This window comes from Mariniflexile gromovii (assembly GCF_017814435.1).
In the GTDB taxonomy this organism is placed as follows: domain Bacteria; phylum Bacteroidota; class Bacteroidia; order Flavobacteriales; family Flavobacteriaceae; genus Mariniflexile; species Mariniflexile gromovii.
Map to the genome: position 1 here is coordinate 185,042 of NZ_JAGJCB010000004.1, position 19,164 is coordinate 204,205.

General features: G+C 34.6%; 12 protein-coding genes. 6 read left to right on the top strand and 6 right to left on the bottom strand.

The features are described from left to right. Positions 1 to 14: 14 nt before the first annotated feature. Entirely contained in the window at positions 15 to 968 is a 954-nt protein-coding gene (locus J8H85_RS06350) for a tetratricopeptide repeat protein (RefSeq protein ID WP_209653710.1), read from the bottom strand. A 228-nt stretch (positions 969 to 1,196) separates the two neighbouring features. Here J8H85_RS06350 and J8H85_RS06355 point away from each other — a divergent pair, with 228 nt between their 5' ends. The 3 genes from J8H85_RS06355 (at position 1,197) to J8H85_RS06365 (ending at position 9,305) form a co-directional block, all read left to right on the top strand. Next, a complete protein-coding gene (locus J8H85_RS06355; RefSeq protein WP_209653712.1) occupies positions 1,197 to 7,313 on the top strand; it encodes an alpha-2-macroglobulin family protein in 6,117 nt (2,038 codons plus the stop codon). A gap of 70 nt (positions 7,314 to 7,383) precedes the next feature. Further along, positions 7,384 to 7,875 (top strand): hypothetical protein, encoded by a 492-nt coding sequence (locus tag J8H85_RS06360; protein WP_209653713.1) that lies wholly within the window; start codon positions 7,384 to 7,386, stop codon positions 7,873 to 7,875. Positions 7,876 to 7,877: 2 nt separating this feature from the next. After that, positions 7,878 to 9,305 carry a T9SS type A sorting domain-containing protein gene (locus J8H85_RS06365; RefSeq protein ID WP_209653715.1) on the top strand — a complete coding sequence of 476 codons (1,428 nt, stop codon included), beginning with the start codon at positions 7,878 to 7,880 and terminating at the stop codon, positions 9,303 to 9,305. 66 nt (positions 9,306 to 9,371) lie between these two features. On the opposite strand, the gene J8H85_RS06370 is transcribed toward J8H85_RS06365, so the two are convergent. From J8H85_RS06370 to J8H85_RS06385, 4 genes are all read right to left on the bottom strand, one after another. Beyond that, on the bottom strand, positions 9,372 to 9,893 hold the full coding sequence (locus J8H85_RS06370; RefSeq protein WP_209653717.1) for a DUF4136 domain-containing protein: 522 nt from the start codon (positions 9,891 to 9,893) through the stop codon (positions 9,372 to 9,374). Positions 9,894 to 9,937: 44 nt separating this feature from the next. Beyond that, the gene (locus J8H85_RS06375) at positions 9,938 to 11,908 is read right to left on the bottom strand and encodes a hypothetical protein (protein ID WP_209653719.1); all 1,971 of its coding nucleotides are present in this window, start codon (positions 11,906 to 11,908) and stop codon (positions 9,938 to 9,940) included. Positions 11,909 to 11,983: 75 nt separating this feature from the next. After that, positions 11,984 to 12,982, bottom strand: coding sequence for a GTPase ObgE (obgE, locus tag J8H85_RS06380; RefSeq protein ID WP_209653728.1), 999 nt, complete (start codon positions 12,980 to 12,982; stop codon positions 11,984 to 11,986). 87 nt (positions 12,983 to 13,069) lie between these two features. Continuing rightward, positions 13,070 to 14,179, bottom strand: a complete 1,110-nt coding sequence (locus tag J8H85_RS06385; protein WP_209653730.1) for an adenylate kinase — start codon at positions 14,177 to 14,179, stop codon at positions 13,070 to 13,072. 137 nt (positions 14,180 to 14,316) lie between these two features. Here J8H85_RS06385 and J8H85_RS06390 point away from each other — a divergent pair, with 137 nt between their 5' ends. The 3 genes from J8H85_RS06390 (at position 14,317) to J8H85_RS06400 (ending at position 18,214) form a co-directional block, all read left to right on the top strand. Next, positions 14,317 to 15,471: a 5-(carboxyamino)imidazole ribonucleotide synthase gene (locus tag J8H85_RS06390; RefSeq protein WP_209653732.1), complete on the top strand. Its 1,155-nt coding sequence runs from the start codon at positions 14,317 to 14,319 to the stop codon at positions 15,469 to 15,471. 74 nt (positions 15,472 to 15,545) lie between these two features. After that, positions 15,546 to 16,028 (top strand): 5-(carboxyamino)imidazole ribonucleotide mutase, encoded by a 483-nt coding sequence (purE, locus tag J8H85_RS06395; protein ID WP_209653734.1) that lies wholly within the window; start codon positions 15,546 to 15,548, stop codon positions 16,026 to 16,028. A 146-nt stretch (positions 16,029 to 16,174) separates the two neighbouring features. Next, entirely contained in the window at positions 16,175 to 18,214 is a 2,040-nt protein-coding gene (locus J8H85_RS06400; protein WP_209653736.1) for a M3 family metallopeptidase, read from the top strand. A 14-nt stretch (positions 18,215 to 18,228) separates the two neighbouring features. On the opposite strand, the gene J8H85_RS06405 is transcribed toward J8H85_RS06400, so the two are convergent. Then, positions 18,229 to 19,158, bottom strand: coding sequence for an aldo/keto reductase (locus tag J8H85_RS06405; protein ID WP_209653738.1), 930 nt, complete (start codon positions 19,156 to 19,158; stop codon positions 18,229 to 18,231). Positions 19,159 to 19,164: the final 6 nt, after the last annotated feature.

Below are 19,164 nucleotides of genomic sequence, written 5' to 3' on the forward strand. Positions count from 1 at the left end.
AAACTCTAACTATTTTAAAGTTTCATAATCCGTTGCTTTTCGTCTTTAAAATGCTTTGTTTTTGGCGATTCGGCAAGTGCTAAATCGATGTACTTTAAAGCGGCTTGTTTGTTCTTTTTGTGGGCATAGATTTGCGACAAGCGGTAGTGTGCCCAGGCTTTGGGAACGCCGTCTTCTGGCGAATAGTTTTTTAAGTAGGTTTGCAAACATTGTACGCCTTTTTGCAACTCGATGTTATACTCGGCCGCTATTTTGCCCATTTCATAATCGAGTGTATTACGCTTATGCTTTTCTTTGGCTACTTCTAAATTGGCCAAGGCTTTTTCGGGTTGCTTTTGCTTTTCATAAAACGTGGTTAACTTGTTGTAACACCACAGTGAGCCCCCTACGTTAATGGCCAACTTATAATATTTTTCGGCAAGTTCGGGCTCGTCATCGCTTTCAAAAATATAGCCTTTTGCCAGATAGCCATCTACTTTTGAGAGTTGCTCCAATTGATAGGCATATTTTAATGCCTTGTTTTTACTGCCGCCTAAAACACCAGGTAATTTCATATAATATTCTACCAAGGCCCAACGCACATTTACATGTTTGGGGTCTAATTTGGCTGCTGTAAGAAATGAATCTTCAATATCCCCAATCATCCCTAAAGCGGTTAGCTTGCTTACAGACAAGGCTTTCATGCCCATAGCACCACCGTATTTATAATGGTATTCGGCACTATTGGGGTTATGGCTTACTAACTTTTTGTAATTTTCAATGGCTTCGTCCCATTTTTCTTGATGTCCATAAGTATCGCCCAAAAGTTCGATGGCTTTTAAATTGTCGGGGTGTTTTTCTAAGTAAACGGTAAGTTGAAGCTCTGCCTTATCAAACTGTTTGCGTTTAATTAAATCTTCAAAATTATTTAATTGAGTTTGACCAAACGCTACTAACGGGAAAAGCAATAAATAAATAATTCTTCTCATAACATGTAATTTGTTAACAAATATCAATACGCCTGTTTGACTAAAAATAACTAATTTCACTCAATCAAAACCACTATTCGCTCATTTATTGTTTTTTGGAATAGCTTTTGAATGTAATTTGGTTGAAAAATAAAACAAATGAAACGAGCCTGTTCAAAATTTCATCTTTTTCAAGGATTATTAATAGCGAACAGCATTTGACCTTTAAAAAACAATAAATATAAGCAAATGAAACAATCGGTAATTTTTTTAACAATTATTTTGCTTTCAAGCCTTGTTAATAGCCAGAACAGCAACTATGACGCCCTTTGGAAACAAGTTGAAAAACATGAACATGAAGGTTTGCATAAGTCGGCTTTAAAAGTTGTAGAACAAATTTCTTTGCTTGCAGTTAAAGATAAAAACGAACCTCAGCTTATAAAAACCATGTTCTTTAAAAGCAAGTTTGCTTTGGTATTGGAAGAAGATGCGCAATTAAAAATTATAAACGATTTTAATAAACAGATTGAACTTAGCAACTTCCCAACAAAGAACATTCTGGAAAGCATTTTGGCTAATTTGTATTGGCAATATTTTAGCCAAAACAGATGGCAATTTTATAACCGCACGAAAACCTCTGAGAAAGTAGATACCAAAGATTTTAGAACTTGGGATTTACAAACCTTGTTTGATGAAATCCATTTGCATTACCAACATTCGTTACAGAATGGCGCTAAACTTCAATTAGAACCTTTAAGCAAGTATGATGCTATTTTAAACCTTCAAAAAGATTCGAAAATTTATAGACCTACCCTATTCGACTTTTTAAGCCATGAAGCACTAGATTTTTACAAAACCAACGAAACCCATATTACCAAACCTGCTTATAAATTTGAAATTGATAATGTTGATTATTTAAAGGATGCATCAACGTTTTCTAAGTTGAACATCACCTCCAAAGATTCCACATCTTTACAACTAAATGCTTTAAAAATATATCAAGATTTAATTAAGTTTCATATACCAGATAAGGAACCTTTTGCTTTAGCCGATGTTAATATTGAACGCTTAAAATTTGTAAACCAACATGGAACCTTTAGCGACAAAGAAACCTTGCTTTTAAATGCTTTAAAAACGGAAAGCGGCAAACTAAAAGCGCATGAAGTTTCTGGTTTATATGATTTTGAAATAGCTTCCATTTACTACCAACAAAGCAACCAATACACTCCAAAAAATAACGAAGAATACCGTTGGAAAGCAAAAGATGCGATGGGTATTTGTAATTCTGTTATTAAACAATTTCCAAAAAGTAAAGCTGCTGAAAAATGTGAAGATTTAAAAGCCGAAATTCTAAAGCAAACCCTTCAAATTACTACCGAAAACATATTGCCAATTCAGCAAAACGCACGCCTTTTGGTTAGATACAAAAACTTGGATGCACTTCAGTTTAAAATCTATCCTATTTCTCAAAATCAGTTAAAAAAACTAAAGGAAACTTATAGAAAAGAAGAGCAATTGGCATTTATAAAAAAACTAAATGCGAGCGAGCAATGGGATAGTAATTTGCGTAATGAAAACGACTACCAAACCCATAGCACCGAAGTTTTAATACCAAAATTAAACAACGGAACTTATGTGGTTTTTGCTTCGATTAAAGATGACGATGACACTTTTGCGTTTAGCACCATACAAGTTACTGATTTAACTTTGGTGGAGAGTGAAAGCGAAACCCACAAAACCTTTCAAGTTATTGACAGGAATAATGGAAAACCTATTGAAAACGCCAAGGTAGAATTAACCTATTATGAAAACAACGACAGAAAACCAACCATTGAAAACTTTATTACAAATAATTTAGGTGAAGTAAAAATTGAAAAAGAGAGCAACCGTTACAGAAATATAGCAGCAAAAATTAGTCATACAAACGATACTGCTTATTTTGGCGATTACTATATAAGCCAATATTACAACCAAACAAAAGAAGATACCGAATATAAAGGATTTATATTCACAGACAGAAGTATTTACAGACCTGGACAAACCGTTTACTTTAAAGCGATTGCCATAAAATCCACGAAAGGAAAATCGGAAGTTTTAGCAAACACAATGATGCATGTTGCGTTGTATGATGTAAATAGTCAACAGCTAAAAACGCTAGAACTTAAAACCAATGAATTTGGTTCGGTTTCCGGCGAATTTATTTTACCAAATAGTGGTTTAAATGGTAACTATCACATTGAATTTAATGGAAAAAGTGAAGATTTATATAGCAACTCTTATTTTTCGGTTGAAGAATACAAACGCCCCAAATTTGAAACTAAATTTACACCTGTAACCGAAACTTATAAAGTTAACGATTCGGTTACCGTAAAAGGTACGACTTTAGCCTATGCTGGCAGTAACATTACCGATGCCAAAGTAGTTTATAGAGTTCATAGAAAAGTAGAATACCCACGTTGGTATTTTTGGTATCGTCCTTGGTTTAACAGCGAACCTCAAGAAATTACGCACGGTGAAAGCCTAACCAACGATAAAGGCGAATTCGAAATTACCTTTAAAGCCATTCCAGACCAAAGTGTTGAAAAAAACAGTTTACCTATTTTTAATTATGAAATAACTGTGGATGTAACCGACCTAAACGGCGAAACCAGAAGTGCCACGACCATTGTTAACGTAGGCTATCACGCTATGGTTGCCAATATAGGTATTGCTGAAAAACTAGATAAATCCAAAAAAGACAACAGCATACATATTGATACTAGGAATCTTAATGGTGAAATTGTTTCTGCTAAAGGAACCTTAAAAATTTACAAACTTCAAGCACCAAATTCGGTTTTAAGAACCAGACCTTGGGCTGCACCCGATTATCAGGAATTTTCTGAAGAAGCATTCAAAAATCTTTTTCCACATGATGCTTATACCAATGAACACAATGCTAATAATTGGAAAAAGGGCGCTATGGTTTTTGAAGAACAATTTGATACGGAAACGTCAAAAGAACTCAACTTAGGAAACATTAAAAAATGGGAATCGGGGCAATACCTCATCACTTTAGAAAGCAAGGACAAATTTGGTCAACTGGTGAAAGATGAAGTGAAGACCTCTCTGTTCAGTGATGATGATAAAACGTTGTCCGACAAGCAATTGTTCAACATAACAACTAATAAACCGCATTATAAAACTGGAGAAACAGCTATTTTAACAATAGCATCGGCTGCTGAAAATTTACATGTAACGGTTTCAATTGAAAAAAACCGTAAGGTTATAAAAACCGAGATTATCGAATTAAATAACAACAGCAAAACATTATCAATACCTGTAAACACTGAAGATGTTGGTGGCTTTGCAGTACGTTATAGCTTTGCGGTTTATAATAGTTTTAAATCGGGTACTGAAACCATTACGGTACCCTATCCAAAGATTGGTTTAAATATTGAAACCATCACATTTAGGGATAAATTACAACCCGGAATTGATGAAACTTGGAGTTTTAAAATTAAAGGCCCACAAGGAGATAAGATGTCTTCCGAATTATTGGCAAGTATGTACGATGCCTCTTTAGACCAGTTTATACCGCATACTTGGAGCTTTAACCCGATACAAAACCCTATTTATTATTCATACAACCGAATGAATGCCAACCAAAGTTTTGGAACACAAAATTTTAGAGTTTACACTAAGCCAAATACTGGGCAATATTCGCAACAACAGTATGACCGACTCAATTGGTTTGGACTATATTTTGGAAACAATAATTATATGAGAATTAGAGGAGTTTCAAGCCTTTCTATGTCGCAAAAAAACAAAGTTGCTGCTGCTCCAATGATGGAGGATAGAATGGAAGCTGAAATGGCAGCAGATGGTCTTTTCTTAAACGAAGCGGCTCCTAATGAATTTGGTGAAATAAAAAAAGAAAAAGATTCTATTAAAAAAAGCCCTGTAGAAAAACCAAACTTTGATACCGTTCAAATTCGTAAAAACCTTCAAGAAACCGCCTTTTTCTTTCCGCATTTAAAAACTGATAAAGAAGGTAATGTGAGTTTTAGTTTTACCACACCCGAAGCCTTAACCCAGTGGAAATTGCAATTATTGGCACATACCAAAACCTTAGAAAGCGCTACAAAAACATTAACCTCGGTAACTCAAAAGGAATTGATGGTTATCCCAAACGCACCACGCTTTTTACGACAAGGTGATAAAATTACCATAAGCACCAAAATAGCAAACCTAACGGACAAACAACTTTCTGGACAAGCTGCTTTAGTATTAACCGATGCCATCTCCGGAAAAGATGTTACCAATTCACTTGTCACGTCGAGCGCAGTCGAGACGTTTTCATCGGACGCCAAAGGCAATACCCAAGTGTCTTGGCAATTAACTATTCCTGATGATGTGGATGCCGTTCAATATAAAATCATAGCAAAATCGGGTGATTTTAGCGATGGCGAACAAAACGCATTGCCTGTTTTAACCAACCGCATGTTAGTTACCGAAACACTTCCTATGTGGATTCGTAGTAACGAAACCAAAACCTTTACGTTGGATAAGTTGAAAAACACTTCGACTGCGCTCAGTGCAGGCTCAACTTCTTCAACTCTAAAAAACCATAAGTTGACTTTGGAAATGACTTCCAACCCTGCATGGTATGCAGTACAGGCGCTTCCTTACTTAATGGAATATCCTTATGATTGCAATGAGCAAACCTTTTCTAGGTTTTATGCAAATGCCTTGGCGAGCCATATTGCGAATTCAAACCCGAGAATTCAGGAGGTTTTCAACCAATGGGCATCACAAGATGCAATCATTTCTAATTTAGAAAAGAATGAAGAACTAAAATCAATCCTAATCCAAGAAACACCTTGGTTGCGAGAGGCACAAAGCGAAACCGAACAAAAGAAACGCATTGCGTTGCTTTTCGATTTAAACAAAATGACTAACGCATTGCAATCGGCAAAACGCAAACTTGAAAACAATCAATTGCCAAATGGTGCTTGGGCTTGGTTTCATGGCGGACGTGAAAACCGATACATTACGCAACATATCATTACTGGTTTTGGGCATCTTTCGAAACTGGGTGTCACCCTGAGTCCTTCGACTACGCTCAAGACAGGCTCCGTCGAAGGGTCTTCTTCAGAAAAAATGATTGAAAAAGCCATCAACTATTTAGATGCTGAATTTGTTCAAGAATATAAAGACCTTAGAAAATACGATGCGAAAGTAGATCTAACAAAAGACCATTTAAGCTACACCCAATTGCATTATTTATACATGCGAAGCTTTTATCCAGAGCTTAAAAAATCGAAAGAAGTTGAAGACATTATCAAATATTACCACACACAAATCCAAAAGTATTGGTTGAGTCGCTCGCTATATTCCAAAGGATTAATGGCTTTGGTGGTTAATAGATTAGGAGACAAAACCACCGCATCAAAAATCTTAAAATCGTTAAAAGAAAACAGTATTACTAGTGATGAATTGGGCATGTACTGGAAAGCAAACACGAGTTCTTGGTATTGGTACCAAGCACCTATTGAAACGCAAGCATTACTTATTGAAACTTTTTCAGAAATTGAAAATGACACCAAAACCATCGATAACTTAAAAATTTGGTTACTAAAAAACAAACAAACCAACCAATGGAAAACTACGAAAGCCACCACCGAAGCAGTATATGCACTATTACTACAAGGCAGCGATTGGTTAAGTGTAACAGATGCTGTTGATGTAGTTTTAGGAAATCAAAAAATAGAGCCTTCAAAACTAGAAAACATAAAAGTGGAAGCAGGTACAGGATATTATAAAACCTCATGGAACACTTCAGAAATAAAACCAGATATGGCAACCGTTACCCTTACCAAAAAAGGTGATGGCATTGCTTGGGGCGGTTTATATTGGCAATATTTTGAGGATTTGGATAAAATCACATCTGCCGAAACTCCATTAAAATTGAAGAAAAAACTATTCCTTAAAACCAATACCGATACGGACGAAGAAATTTCAGAAATCACTTCTGAAATTAATTTGAATGTTGGGGATTTGGTGCGGGTTCGTATTGAATTGCGAAGTGATAGAGCCATGGAATTTGTACATATGAAAGATATGCGTGCCGCAGGTTTAGAACCCATTAACGTTATATCTCAATACAAATGGCAAGATGGTTTGGGCTATTATGAAAGCACTAAGGATGCCTCAACCAACTTCTTTTTTGATTATTTACCTAAAGGTGTTTTTGTATTTGAATACGATTTACGTGTGAATAATTCAGGTAATATGAGTAATGGCATAACCACCATCCAAAGTATGTATGCGCCAGAATTTAGTAGTCATAGTGAAGGGGTTCGTATTAATGTAGGCAATAGGCAATAGGCAATAGGCAATAGGCAATAGGCAATAGGCAATAGGCAATAGGCAATAGGCAATAGGCAAATTTATTATAATGTATAAACTTCTATCTAAATTAGTAATATTATCTGTTTTTTTATGGTCTGTTGCTTGTGCTTCAAAGAAAAGTGTTGGCATAGAAACCCCTAACGAGGTCGTGCCTCCAAAGCTTATTTTCTTAAACTATAAGATTTCAAAAAATGCTAACGGAAATAAGAACATAGAGTTTATAAATAAAATAATTGCCGATGGAAAGCTAAAAACCAACAACAGCAATATCAAACACGCTGCTATTGGCGATTTAAAATGTCTTCAATTGGATAAAGATTTTACTGAAATAACTTCCATGACCATTCAAAACCCATTAAGTAAGCATATTGAATTTCTGAACGATTCCCTTATCTTTGAAAATAAAAAATTAGACTTAAAAAGTGCTCCGCTTTCATTTAGAATGCCACTGCACCATAAAACAAAGTTTATAGCTATTAATGAAATAACCGATTCGTTACAAAACAGCAGCACTTTAATCATTACAAAGTTAGATTGAAAATGAAACATCTTCTACGCATTATTTTATTGATTGGTTTCCAGCATGCATCTGCTCAAGTTTTTGATAAGGAAACCATCAAGAATTTTGAAAATGATGATAAAAGAATCAATTTGGTTATTTTAAGTGATGGCTATCAAGTAACCGAACTGGCACAATTTAAAACAGATGCCGTAAACTTTACAAATACCTTGTTTAACCAATCGCCTTTTAAAGAATATGCCAATTATTTTAATGTTCATATTCTAAAAGTACCATCAAATGAAAGTGGTGCAGACCACCCAGGAACGGCCATTGATGTTACAGAACCCAAAACCCCTGTAAGAACAGTTGATACTTATTTTAACGCCACATTCGATTCTTATGGTTATCACAGGTTGCTTTATTATGAAATTGATGGAAATGCAGCCAATAACACCCAAGCAAAAACATACAATGTTTTAGCTGATAATTACCCAACGTACGACCAAGGGTTGATTTTAGTAAACTCGACGGTTTACGGTGGTTCGGGTGGCGAATTCCCAATGGCCTCCAAAGGTGTAGAAAGTGGCGTTAGCGCGGTAGAAGTTGCTATCCATGAATTAGGACACTCCTTTGCGAACTTAAAAGATGAATATTTTCCGCTAGATGAAATTTATTTTAATGAAGCCATCAATATGACCCAAGAATCGAATCCTAGTTTTATAAAATGGAAAAATTGGTTGAACGGAAATGGCATTGGTATTTACCAGTACAATACAACGGGATATGCCGCCAATTGGTACAGACCGCATCAAGCTTGCAAAATGCGCTACTTAGGCTATCCTTTCTGTTCGGTTTGCAAAGAAGGGATAATAGAAAAGATCCATAGCTTGGTGTCTCCTATTGATTCTTACACCCCTGTTTCCAATACAATAAACAGTCCTTCTTTTCCAATCGATTTTCATCTGAACTTAATAAAACCCAACCCGAACACCTTAAAAAGCAAATGGACCTTAAACGCATTGGATTTTGCTAATGATGTAGATGATGTAAGTATTTTAGAAACCGATTTGAACACTGGAATGAATACACTAACGGTTGCCGTAAACGATGCCACCGGACTTTTGAAAGTTGACAACCACGACAGTTTCCATGTATATACCGTAACTTGGACTATTGACAATTCTGCACTTGGCATTAAGGACATTACGAGTGAAATGGCAAAATACCATATTGCCATGTATCCAAACCCAACAAGTACATTGGTGAACTTTGCCTTTGAAAGTGACAAAGATGCTATCTTGAAGATTGATATTGTTAGTTTAGATGGGAAAAAGATTAAAACAGTTTTAATAAACAATTACCAAACCAATGAGGTTGATATTAGCCATTTAAGCACTGGAATTTATTTAGCTAATTTCTATACAGGAACTACGCTTATTGCCAGTAAAAAATTGGTTAAAAACTAAAACCGTCTATTAATACATCCGAAAAAAATCCTTTTGGGTATTTAGATTCCTGCTTTTGCAGGAATTTTATTGTTTTGGTGGATACTGGGTTAACACTTTTTCAGCAATAGCGTTAAATAGTTGCTCCCTTTTTTCGGGGGATGCATTGGGGTTAAAACTCGATGCGCTTACCGCTTGCCAAAATAAACCTTTGCCATTTTCATCTACAAAATCGATAATAATTTGTCGGTTAATATTAGCTTGATCAATAGGCAACCCAATAGAGATGCCTCCTCCCACATTTCCACCGCCACCACCTAAACCAACGCCCACATTACTGCGCTGAGCTTCTTGGTATTCGTTACTTTTTATATCAACTAAAAAATCTGGGGTTTCGGAAAATGAAAAACCTTTGGCTGCCATTTTTGCATCGAGGGCATCTAAAAACCGTTTGGTATCGAGTTCGCTTAAACCGGTTTTCATATCGCCATAATAGCTATAGGTTTTGTATTTGCTAAAATCGGTTCCCTTTTCAAAATCGGTATTTACACGAATAGGCGCACAGGAAACCATTAAAACTATTAAGAATAGGGCTATAAAGACTTTCATAACTTTATTTTTTACTATAAAGTTAATCAAAAATTATTTGGTGATTAGCATCCTTTTTTCAAATCATGTAATGTGTTGTCAACATATTTTTTAGCTCCTTTTGAAGAACTCACATTATACTTAAAAATTGCATCATTAAAAGTCCCTATAATACAAGAAATAATAAATAGAATATCTTTTTTAATAGATACATCATTATAATAATCTACAATATTGTAATGAACTTCGATGTTTCTTTCGTCATAAGCTACCCTAATTGTATTAGATATCCACTTATCTATTTCAATAAAAAAAGATGATTTATCTTTTACGTAAGATCTCATCTCATCTTTAAATTCACATAACATTGAACCACATGGTAGTAATTCAATTTTCTTTTCCAAGACATCACCAATAATACTTTCTCCTATATTAACTTTACCCAACCCAATTTCATCCATTTTACTTTGGTCTAAAGAATATACTCTATAAAAAGAAAAATTTTCGCTTAAAGCATTGGATAACAAAATCCTATAATTGGTGAAAAAATTTGTCCTTATTCTAATACATTTTTTCGCAAAATCTATAAACTCATCTGTGTTATCAAAATATGGTTCAACACACTCTATCCATAAAGATTTAAAATTAAGTTTATGATATTCAAGTTTATTACTCGCTATCAAAGCATTACTATTTGCCAAGTGTATCGAAAAAGAGTTTTGCGATTTAATATTATTCTTAAATATTAATAGTTCATCTAACATACTCTTTCTTATATCATCTAACCTAAATGTTATTTTACTAGACTCTTTGTTATTAGATATTTTATGATAATTATATTTTTCATCTACCAATATACTATGTTTTGACAATCTAACATTAGTTAATTTCTCATCATAAAAATGTTCAATTGAAAAGGACTTAAGACATCTTTTAAATTCTAAAAGCGAAATTTCCGCTCTACTATAAGCTTCAATAAAAGACTTTGTTGGAAACTTAAATGAATCAAAATGGTCGATATCTTCAGTATTATATTTAGTTGGTATAATTAAATTACAAGTAGAATTCTCCTTAGTTGAATCATTAATCTCATAATAATTTTCATTGAACAACTCACAATTAGAATAGTAATTAAAGTCTTCTTCTCTAATTTTTGATTTATCAGTTTTATAAAAATTGAGAATTTTATTTTTTTTTGGGTTGTAAAAAGTAGATTCAAATATTTCTATTGGTTCTGATTGAAAGTCTACTCCTTCTATTTTGAAAATATAAAAACCTTTGTGCTGTGGTTCTTTTAAAAAAAATTCTAAATAATTAATTCTATCTTTTAGCGATAAAAGTTTAAATTGTTCTGAAACATATTCTTTCCACAGTTCATATGAGTCAAAGTCAGCAGAATTTTTTTCATATCTAAAATTGAACTTATTTGAAGGGTTAAATATGGTATTACTTAACAATCCTTTAATAAAAGCTAAAGAGTAACCTTTTAAAACAAATAGATCAATAATAGAATTACTCAAAAACTTCAAATCTTGCTTACAATTTTTGTCTAAATTCTTTTTGCTGAAAATAGTATTTAACAATTTACCTATTAATATGCCGGGAAATATATTTAAATCAAAAAAATCATTCCTAAGATTTTTAAATGCATTCCTCAATCTTTCTCTTTCGGAAAAAGATAAATATTTTGAATCATCAACACCTTCTTCTTTATTTTCAATTCTTTTTTTTATGCTTTGAATCTCATTCGATAATTTATCGTTACTTCTTAAAAGTATATTTTGTTTATGGAAATAACTATGGTGATTAAAATATTTCAGTAGTTTTTTACAATTAATCCCACTATTCCATTCTAAATGTTTTTCCACCTTGCTAATCAATGAAATCTGGGAAGAAAATTTTGGTTCATTAACTAAAATCAAATCTCTATTATCTGTGAATAAAAAATCCCAATAATGCCAAAAATATTCAGCTTTCAATTTAACATTAGGCAAACATTCCTTTGAAATGGAATCATGTAGTTTATAGAACTTCATTTTTACTGTTTTCTATAAAATTAAAAAGCTCTTAATAAAATTAAGAGCTTTTTAAAAATTGTTATAAACAAAAAATTAATCGTTCAACATTTTCCAAAGTGTGTCTTTCAACTGTGTGATGCCCTGTTGCGCAACCGAGGAAATGAACAGATACGGAATTGGCAACTCGTTATCCAATAATTCTTTTAATTCTGCTTTAAGTTCCTCGTCCAACATATCGCATTTTGATATGGCAATGATGCGGTCTTTATCCAGCATTTCTGGGTTGTAACGACGTAACTCATCCAACAGAATATCGTATTGTTTTTTAATATCGGGTGCATCGGCTGGGATTAAAAACAGCAAAATAGAATTACGCTCGATATGGCGTAAAAAGTAATGCCCGAGTCCACGACCTTCGGCTGCCCCTTCAATAATTCCAGGAATATCTGCCATTACAAAGGTTTGGAAATCGCGATACTTTACAATGCCTAAATTGGGTTTTAGGGTGGTAAATTCGTAATCGGCAATTTTTGGTTTTGCTGAAGTTACCACAGAAAGCAAAGTCGATTTTCCGGCATTCGGGAAACCTACCAGCCCCACATCGGCAAGCACTTTTAACTCTAAAGTAATATGCTTTTCCTCATGCGGAATACCTGGTTGTGCGTAACGCGGCGTTTGGTTCGTGGCAGTTCTAAAATGCCAGTTGCCCAAACCACCTTTACCGCCTTCGGCAATGATTTTTTCTTCACCGTGTTTAGTAATTTCAAAAATAATTTCGTTGGTTTCGGTATCTCGAACAACGGTTCCTAGCGGCACTTCAACATATTCATCGGCGCCATCGGCACCAAAACTGCGGCTACTGCCACCATGTTCGCCATGGCCAGCACGTATGTGTTTTTTAAACTTTAAATGAAGAAGTGTCCAAAGGTTTTCATTGCCTCGTAGAATAACGTGACCACCACGACCACCATCGCCCCCATCGGGACCTCCTTTTTCAATAAATTTTTCGCGGTGTAAATGCGACGATCCTTTACCTCCGTTACCAGAGCTAACGTACATTTTTACGTAATCAACAAAATTTCCCTCGGTCATCTTAATTGTTTATTTGTTTGTTGTTTAGTTGTTAAGCCGAAGTTAAAGAGTCGACTTAACGACAAACAACTTAACTACAAACATCTCTTAAAGTTTATCAATAACACCACTCAAACGCACCGTAATATCTTCAATACTACCAACGCCATCAACACCGTAGTATTTATTTTGTGCCGAATAGTAATCTTTTAAAATAGCGGTTTTATCGTAATATTCTTTAATTCTGTTACGAATGATGGACTCATCGGCATCATCGGCACGCCCACTGGTTTTTCCTCTACCAATAAGACGTTCAACTAAAATTTCATCATCAACTTCCAATGCAACCATGGCATTTATTGAAGAATCTTTGCTTTCCAATAATTTATCTAAAGCCTCAGCTTGTGCATTGGTACGTGGAAATCCATCAAAAATAAAACCTTTTGCCCCAGAGTTTTTTTCAACTTCAGCATTTAGCATATCTATTGTTACTTGATCTGGAACCAACGCGCCTTTATCCATGTAAGATTTAGCCAACATACCCAAAGCTGTTTCGTTTTTAATATTAAATCTAAAAACATCGCCCGTAGAGATATGTACTAAATTGTACTTGTCTTTTAAAAATTCTGCTTGCGTTCCTTTTCCTGCTCCTGGAGGTCCAAATAGTACTAAATTTGTCATGAATTGTGTTTCTTTTATTTGATAGACTTCTGGTATATTTCTCCCCAACCCATTATAGTCTAGGCCGTAGCCAACTATAAATTTATTAGGGATTTCGATACCTATATAGTGTAGTTTAAAATCTTTTTTATAAGCTTCGGGTTTGTAAAATAAAGTTGCAATTTTTAATGATTTTACTTCTTCATTCTTAAAAATGCGGTGTACCTCTGCCAACGTATTGCCCGTATCAATAATATCTTCTAAAATAACCACCGTACGTCCTGTTAAATCTTGCGTTAGGCCTATTAACCTTTGAATGTCTTCGGTAGATTTAACACCTTCATAAGATGCCAATTTAATAAACGTTACCTCACATGGTTTTGGGTACTTTTTTACAAAATCGCTCACTACCATAAATGAGCCATTTAAAATACCCACAAACACTGGAATTTCGTCTCCAATATCGTCCGCTATGTCATTAGCCATACGCTGCATAGCCGCATCTATTTCTTTAGCCGAAATAAATGGTTTAAAATATTTGTCGTGTAGCTTTATCACAGTTAGTTATTTTTGAAAGGGGCAAAGATAATCAATAGATTGCCTAATTACGATTTTTGGTTTACGAATTCGAGACTATTTTAAGATTTAAGTGTATTTTTGCCATACAATTAACGATTTTTAGCATTAATAAAAGCATGAACTATTTTTCTTCAAATTTTAAACTCGGTATTCTTGGTGGTGGTCAATTAGGTAAAATGCTACTTAACGACACCCGAAAATTTGATATTTATACCTGTGTTTTAGACGGCAGTAATGAAGCCCCTTGTAAAATTGCCAGTAATGAATTTCATTTAGGTGATTTAATGGATTTTGATGCGGTTTATAACTTCGGAAAACAAGTTGATGTGCTTACTATAGAAATTGAAAACGTAAATGTTGATGCTTTGGAAGCGCTTGAAAAAGATGGGAAAAAAGTATATCCATCGTCTAAAACCCTTCGAACCATTCAAAACAAAGCAACTCAAAAGTTGTTTTATGTTGACCATAATTTACCAACAGCCCCATTTTCTCGCTTCGCCTATCTTTCTGAAATTGAAGACGCCATAAATAACGGCGGTTTACAATTTCCGTTTGTTTGGAAAGCAGCGCAGTTTGGTTATGATGGCAATGGTGTAAAAGTGGTGAGGCAGATTTCCGATTTGGAAAATTTACCCAAAGGTGAGTGTATAGCAGAAACTTTAGTGCCTTTTAAAAATGAATTGGCAGTAATTGTAGCACGAAACCCTTCAGGGGAAACCAAAACATTTCCTGTTGTAGAAATGGAATTTCATCCAGAAGCAAACCAAGTGGAATACGTTATTTGTCCTGCTAGAATATCCGATGATGTAGCAAACAAAGCCAGAGAAATTGCTCTAAAAACATCAAAAGCATTTAATCATGTCGGGTTATTGGCTGTTGAAATGTTTCAAACGCAAAACGACGATATTTTAATAAATGAAGTAGCACCAAGACCTCATAATTCTGGCCACCAAACCATTGAAGCGAGTTATACCTCGCAATTCGAACAACATTTGCGTGCTATTCTAGATTTACCTTTAGGAAGAACCGACAGTAAAGTGGGTGGTGTTATGGTAAATTTGGTTGGTGCTGAAGGCTTTTCGGGGAATGTAGTTTATGAAAACATTGCATCCATCATGAACCTTTATGGTGTGACGCCCCATATTTACGGTAAAAAACAAACCAGACCTTTCAGAAAAATGGGGCACGTAACCATTGTGAATGAAGATTTAAATGAAGCGCGACGTGTTGCCGAGGAAGTTAAGAAAACAATTAGAGTTATAAGTGAATAAATCAGAAAAAACAAGTACCAAAATCCAATTATCTTAGATTAATACGGAATTTGGAATTTAAAATTTGGAATTTTATGAATAAAGTAGGAGTTATAATGGGAAGCAAAAGCGATTTGCCAGTAATGCAAGACGCTATTGATGTATTAAGAGATTTTAATATTGAAGTGGAAGTTGATATTGTTTCGGCGCACCGCACCCCGGAAAAACTATTTGATTACGGTAAACATGCACACACCAAAGGCTTTGCCGTTATTATTGCCGGTGCGGGTGGTGCAGCCCATTTACCTGGTATGATCGCTTCATTATCACCACTTCCTGTAATTGGAGTGCCTGTAAAAAGCAGTAATTCTATTGATGGTTGGGATTCTGTGCTATCCATTCTACAAATGCCAGGAGGTGTACCCGTAGCTACGGTTGCTTTAAACGGTGCCAAAAATGCAGGTATATTAGCTGCGCAAATTATTGGTTCTAACAACCCTGCTATCTTAAATAAAATAATTGACTATAAAGAATCTTTAAAACAAATTGTTCTTGAATCGGCTAAAGATTTAAAATAAAAAAAACCTCGAGGGGAATCTCGAGGTTTTTTAGCTATTAAGAATAATTTTATGAGTTAGTCACTCTTCAAATTGTGCGGCAAAAATATAAAAAATTTATTATGTATGCATAATAAATTTTATTTTTTTAATATATCTATTATAAAATGACATCCAATCTCTTACTAAAATCGTTCCAAACGCCTTATAATACAGCACCTTTTTCAAAAATTAAGAATGAAGATTTCCTTCCTGCTTTCAAACAATGTATTGAAGAAGCTAAGGCTGAAATTGATGCTATTGCTAATAATTCTGAAGAACCAACGTTTAAAAACACGATTGAAGCCTTGGAATTTTCAGGTGAACAATTAGATAGGGTTTCGAGCATATTTTTCAATTTGAATTCGGCTGAAACCAACGATGCTATTCAAAAAATAGCTCAAGAAGTATCACCATTATTGTCTGAATTCAGCAATGATATCACTTTAAACGAAGCCCTTTTCAAACGTATAAAATCGGTTTACGATTCTAAAAGCAGTTTGAATTTAAATACCGAACAACAAACACTTCTTGATAAAAAATACAAAAGCTTTTCTAGAAACGGGGCTAATTTGCCAGATGACAAAAAAGAAAAACTCCGTGAAATTGACAAAGAATTAAGTAAATTGAAGTTGAAATTTGGAGAAAACGTTCTTGCCGAAACCAACAAATTCGAGATGCTGATTACGGATGAAAAAGAACTATCAGGATTACCGGAAGGTGCTATGGAAGCCGCAAAACAATTGGCAGAAAGCAAAGACAAAGAAGGCTGGTTGTTCACTTTAGATTATCCAAGCTACATTCCATTTGTTACTTATGCCGACAATAGAGACCTCCGAAAAAAAATAACACTTGCCGCAGGTAGTAAAGGCTTTAATAATGATGATTTAGACAACCAAGACATTGTTCTAAAAATAGCCAAACTTAGGTTTCAACGCGCCAACTTATTGGGATACAAAACCCATGCGCATTTTGTTTTAGAAGAGCGTATGGCAAAAACACCAACCAAAGTAGAAGGCTTTTTAAATGAACTCCTTGAAAAGGCAAAACCCGCCGCAAACGAAGAATTTAAAAACCTTCAAAATTTCGCAAAGGAATTAGATAGTATTGAACAACTTGAAAAGTGGGATGCTTCCTATTATTCTGAAAAATTAAAGCAAAAATTATTCAATCTTGATGATGAGTTGCTAAAGCCTTATTTCAAAATAGAAAACGTGATTGATGGTGCTTTTACAGTTGCCAAAAAATTATTCGATTTAAACTTTGAAGAAATTAAGGATATTGACAAATACCATGAAGATGTTTTAACGTATAAAGTTACCAATAGCGATGGCGATTTCATCTCTATTTTTTATGCCGATTTCTTTCCAAGAGCCGGAAAACGCAATGGTGCGTGGATGACCTCTTATAAGCCGCAATCTGTAAAAGATGGCAAAAACGACAGACCCCATATATCTATAGTTTGTAATTTTACAAAACCAACAAAAAGCAAACCATCGTTACTAACTTTTAATGAAGTCACCACCTTGTTTCACGAGTTCGGGCATGCCTTACACGGTATGTTAGCCAACACCACCTACCCGAGTTTGTCGGGCACTTCGGTTTTTTGGGACTTTGTGGAACTGCCAAGTCAAGTTATGGAAAACTGGTGCTACGAAAAGGAAGCCTTGGAATTATTCGCTAAACATTATGAAACGGGTGAAGTGATTCCAATGGATTTAGTGGAAAAGATAAAGGAATCGGCCACATTCCATCAAGGGATACAAACCTTGCGCCAAATAAGTTTTGGTTTATTGGATATGAGTTGGCACGGGCAAGACCCCACTGGTATTGCCAACGTAAAAGCGCATGAATTGAACGCTTTTGAAAACACCACATTATATCCTGAAACACCTGAAACTTGTATGAGCACCTCGTTTTCGCACATCTTTCAAGGTGGCTACTCTTCAGGGTATTACAGTTATAAATGGGCCGAAGTTTTAGATGCCGATGCTTTTGAATATTTTAAGGAAACCGGTATTTTTAATAAAGACACCGCTACCAAATTTAAAAATAACGTGCTTTCGCAAGGCGGAACGGAAGACCCTATGGCGCTTTACAAACGTTTTAGAGGCAAAGAACCGCAACCTGAAGCTTTATTGAGACGTGCAGGATTATTGAAGGAATAAACCCTAATAGTAATTTATAGATTCTTAATGTAATTATACATTAGCTCCCTTGTTTTAGCATCAGGCATTTTTCCATAACCAGCCATCATGTTATCAATCATATGGTGAGGTTTTGATGTTCCTGGAATGACACAAGTAACCAATTCATTGGACAATATGAACTTTAAAAAATATTGTCCCCAACTGTTTATTCCATAATCTTTTGCCCAAATGGGGATTTCTTTTCCTTTAGTTGCTCTAAACAAATTCCCGGTTTCAAAAGGTCTATTAATTAAGGTTGCCGTATTATATTTCCTAATAGTCTCAAAAAGTGATTTTTCCGAATTACGTGATAAAATAGAATAATTAAATTGAACAAAATCTGGTTTTTCACTTTGAATTACTTTTTCTAGTTCAGGATGAGAAGAATCAGTATAATGCGTAATACCCCAATATTTAATTTTACCTTTTTCTTTCCAATCTCTAAGTGTCTTAATATGTGTTTTATAATCGACTAAATTATGGATTTGCATTAAATCCATTTTTTCTCTTTGCATTAACTTAAAAGAGGTTTCCATTTGGTTAATTCCCGACTCCTTCCCACTTGTCCAAACTTTTGTTGCATAAAATAAATTATCTTCAAAATCTTGATTATGGGTCAAGCTACCAACTACACGTTCAGAACTCCCATACATTGGTGAAGTATCAATGACCTGTCCTCCTAATTTATTCATTTCAAACAAAACCTTTGAGAGTATTTCCCTTTCGGGTTCTGAATTATCAACATCAAAAGTTTGCCATGTTCCTAAACCAATTACTGGCAATAACTGATTAGACGAAGGAATTTTTCTTAATAACACTTTGTCTTTAATATTAAATGATGAAAACATTGGTGTTAAAACTAACCCTAATCCCGCAAGTCCAGATAGCTTTAAAATATCTCGTCTGTTATATTCTTTATCCATATTCTA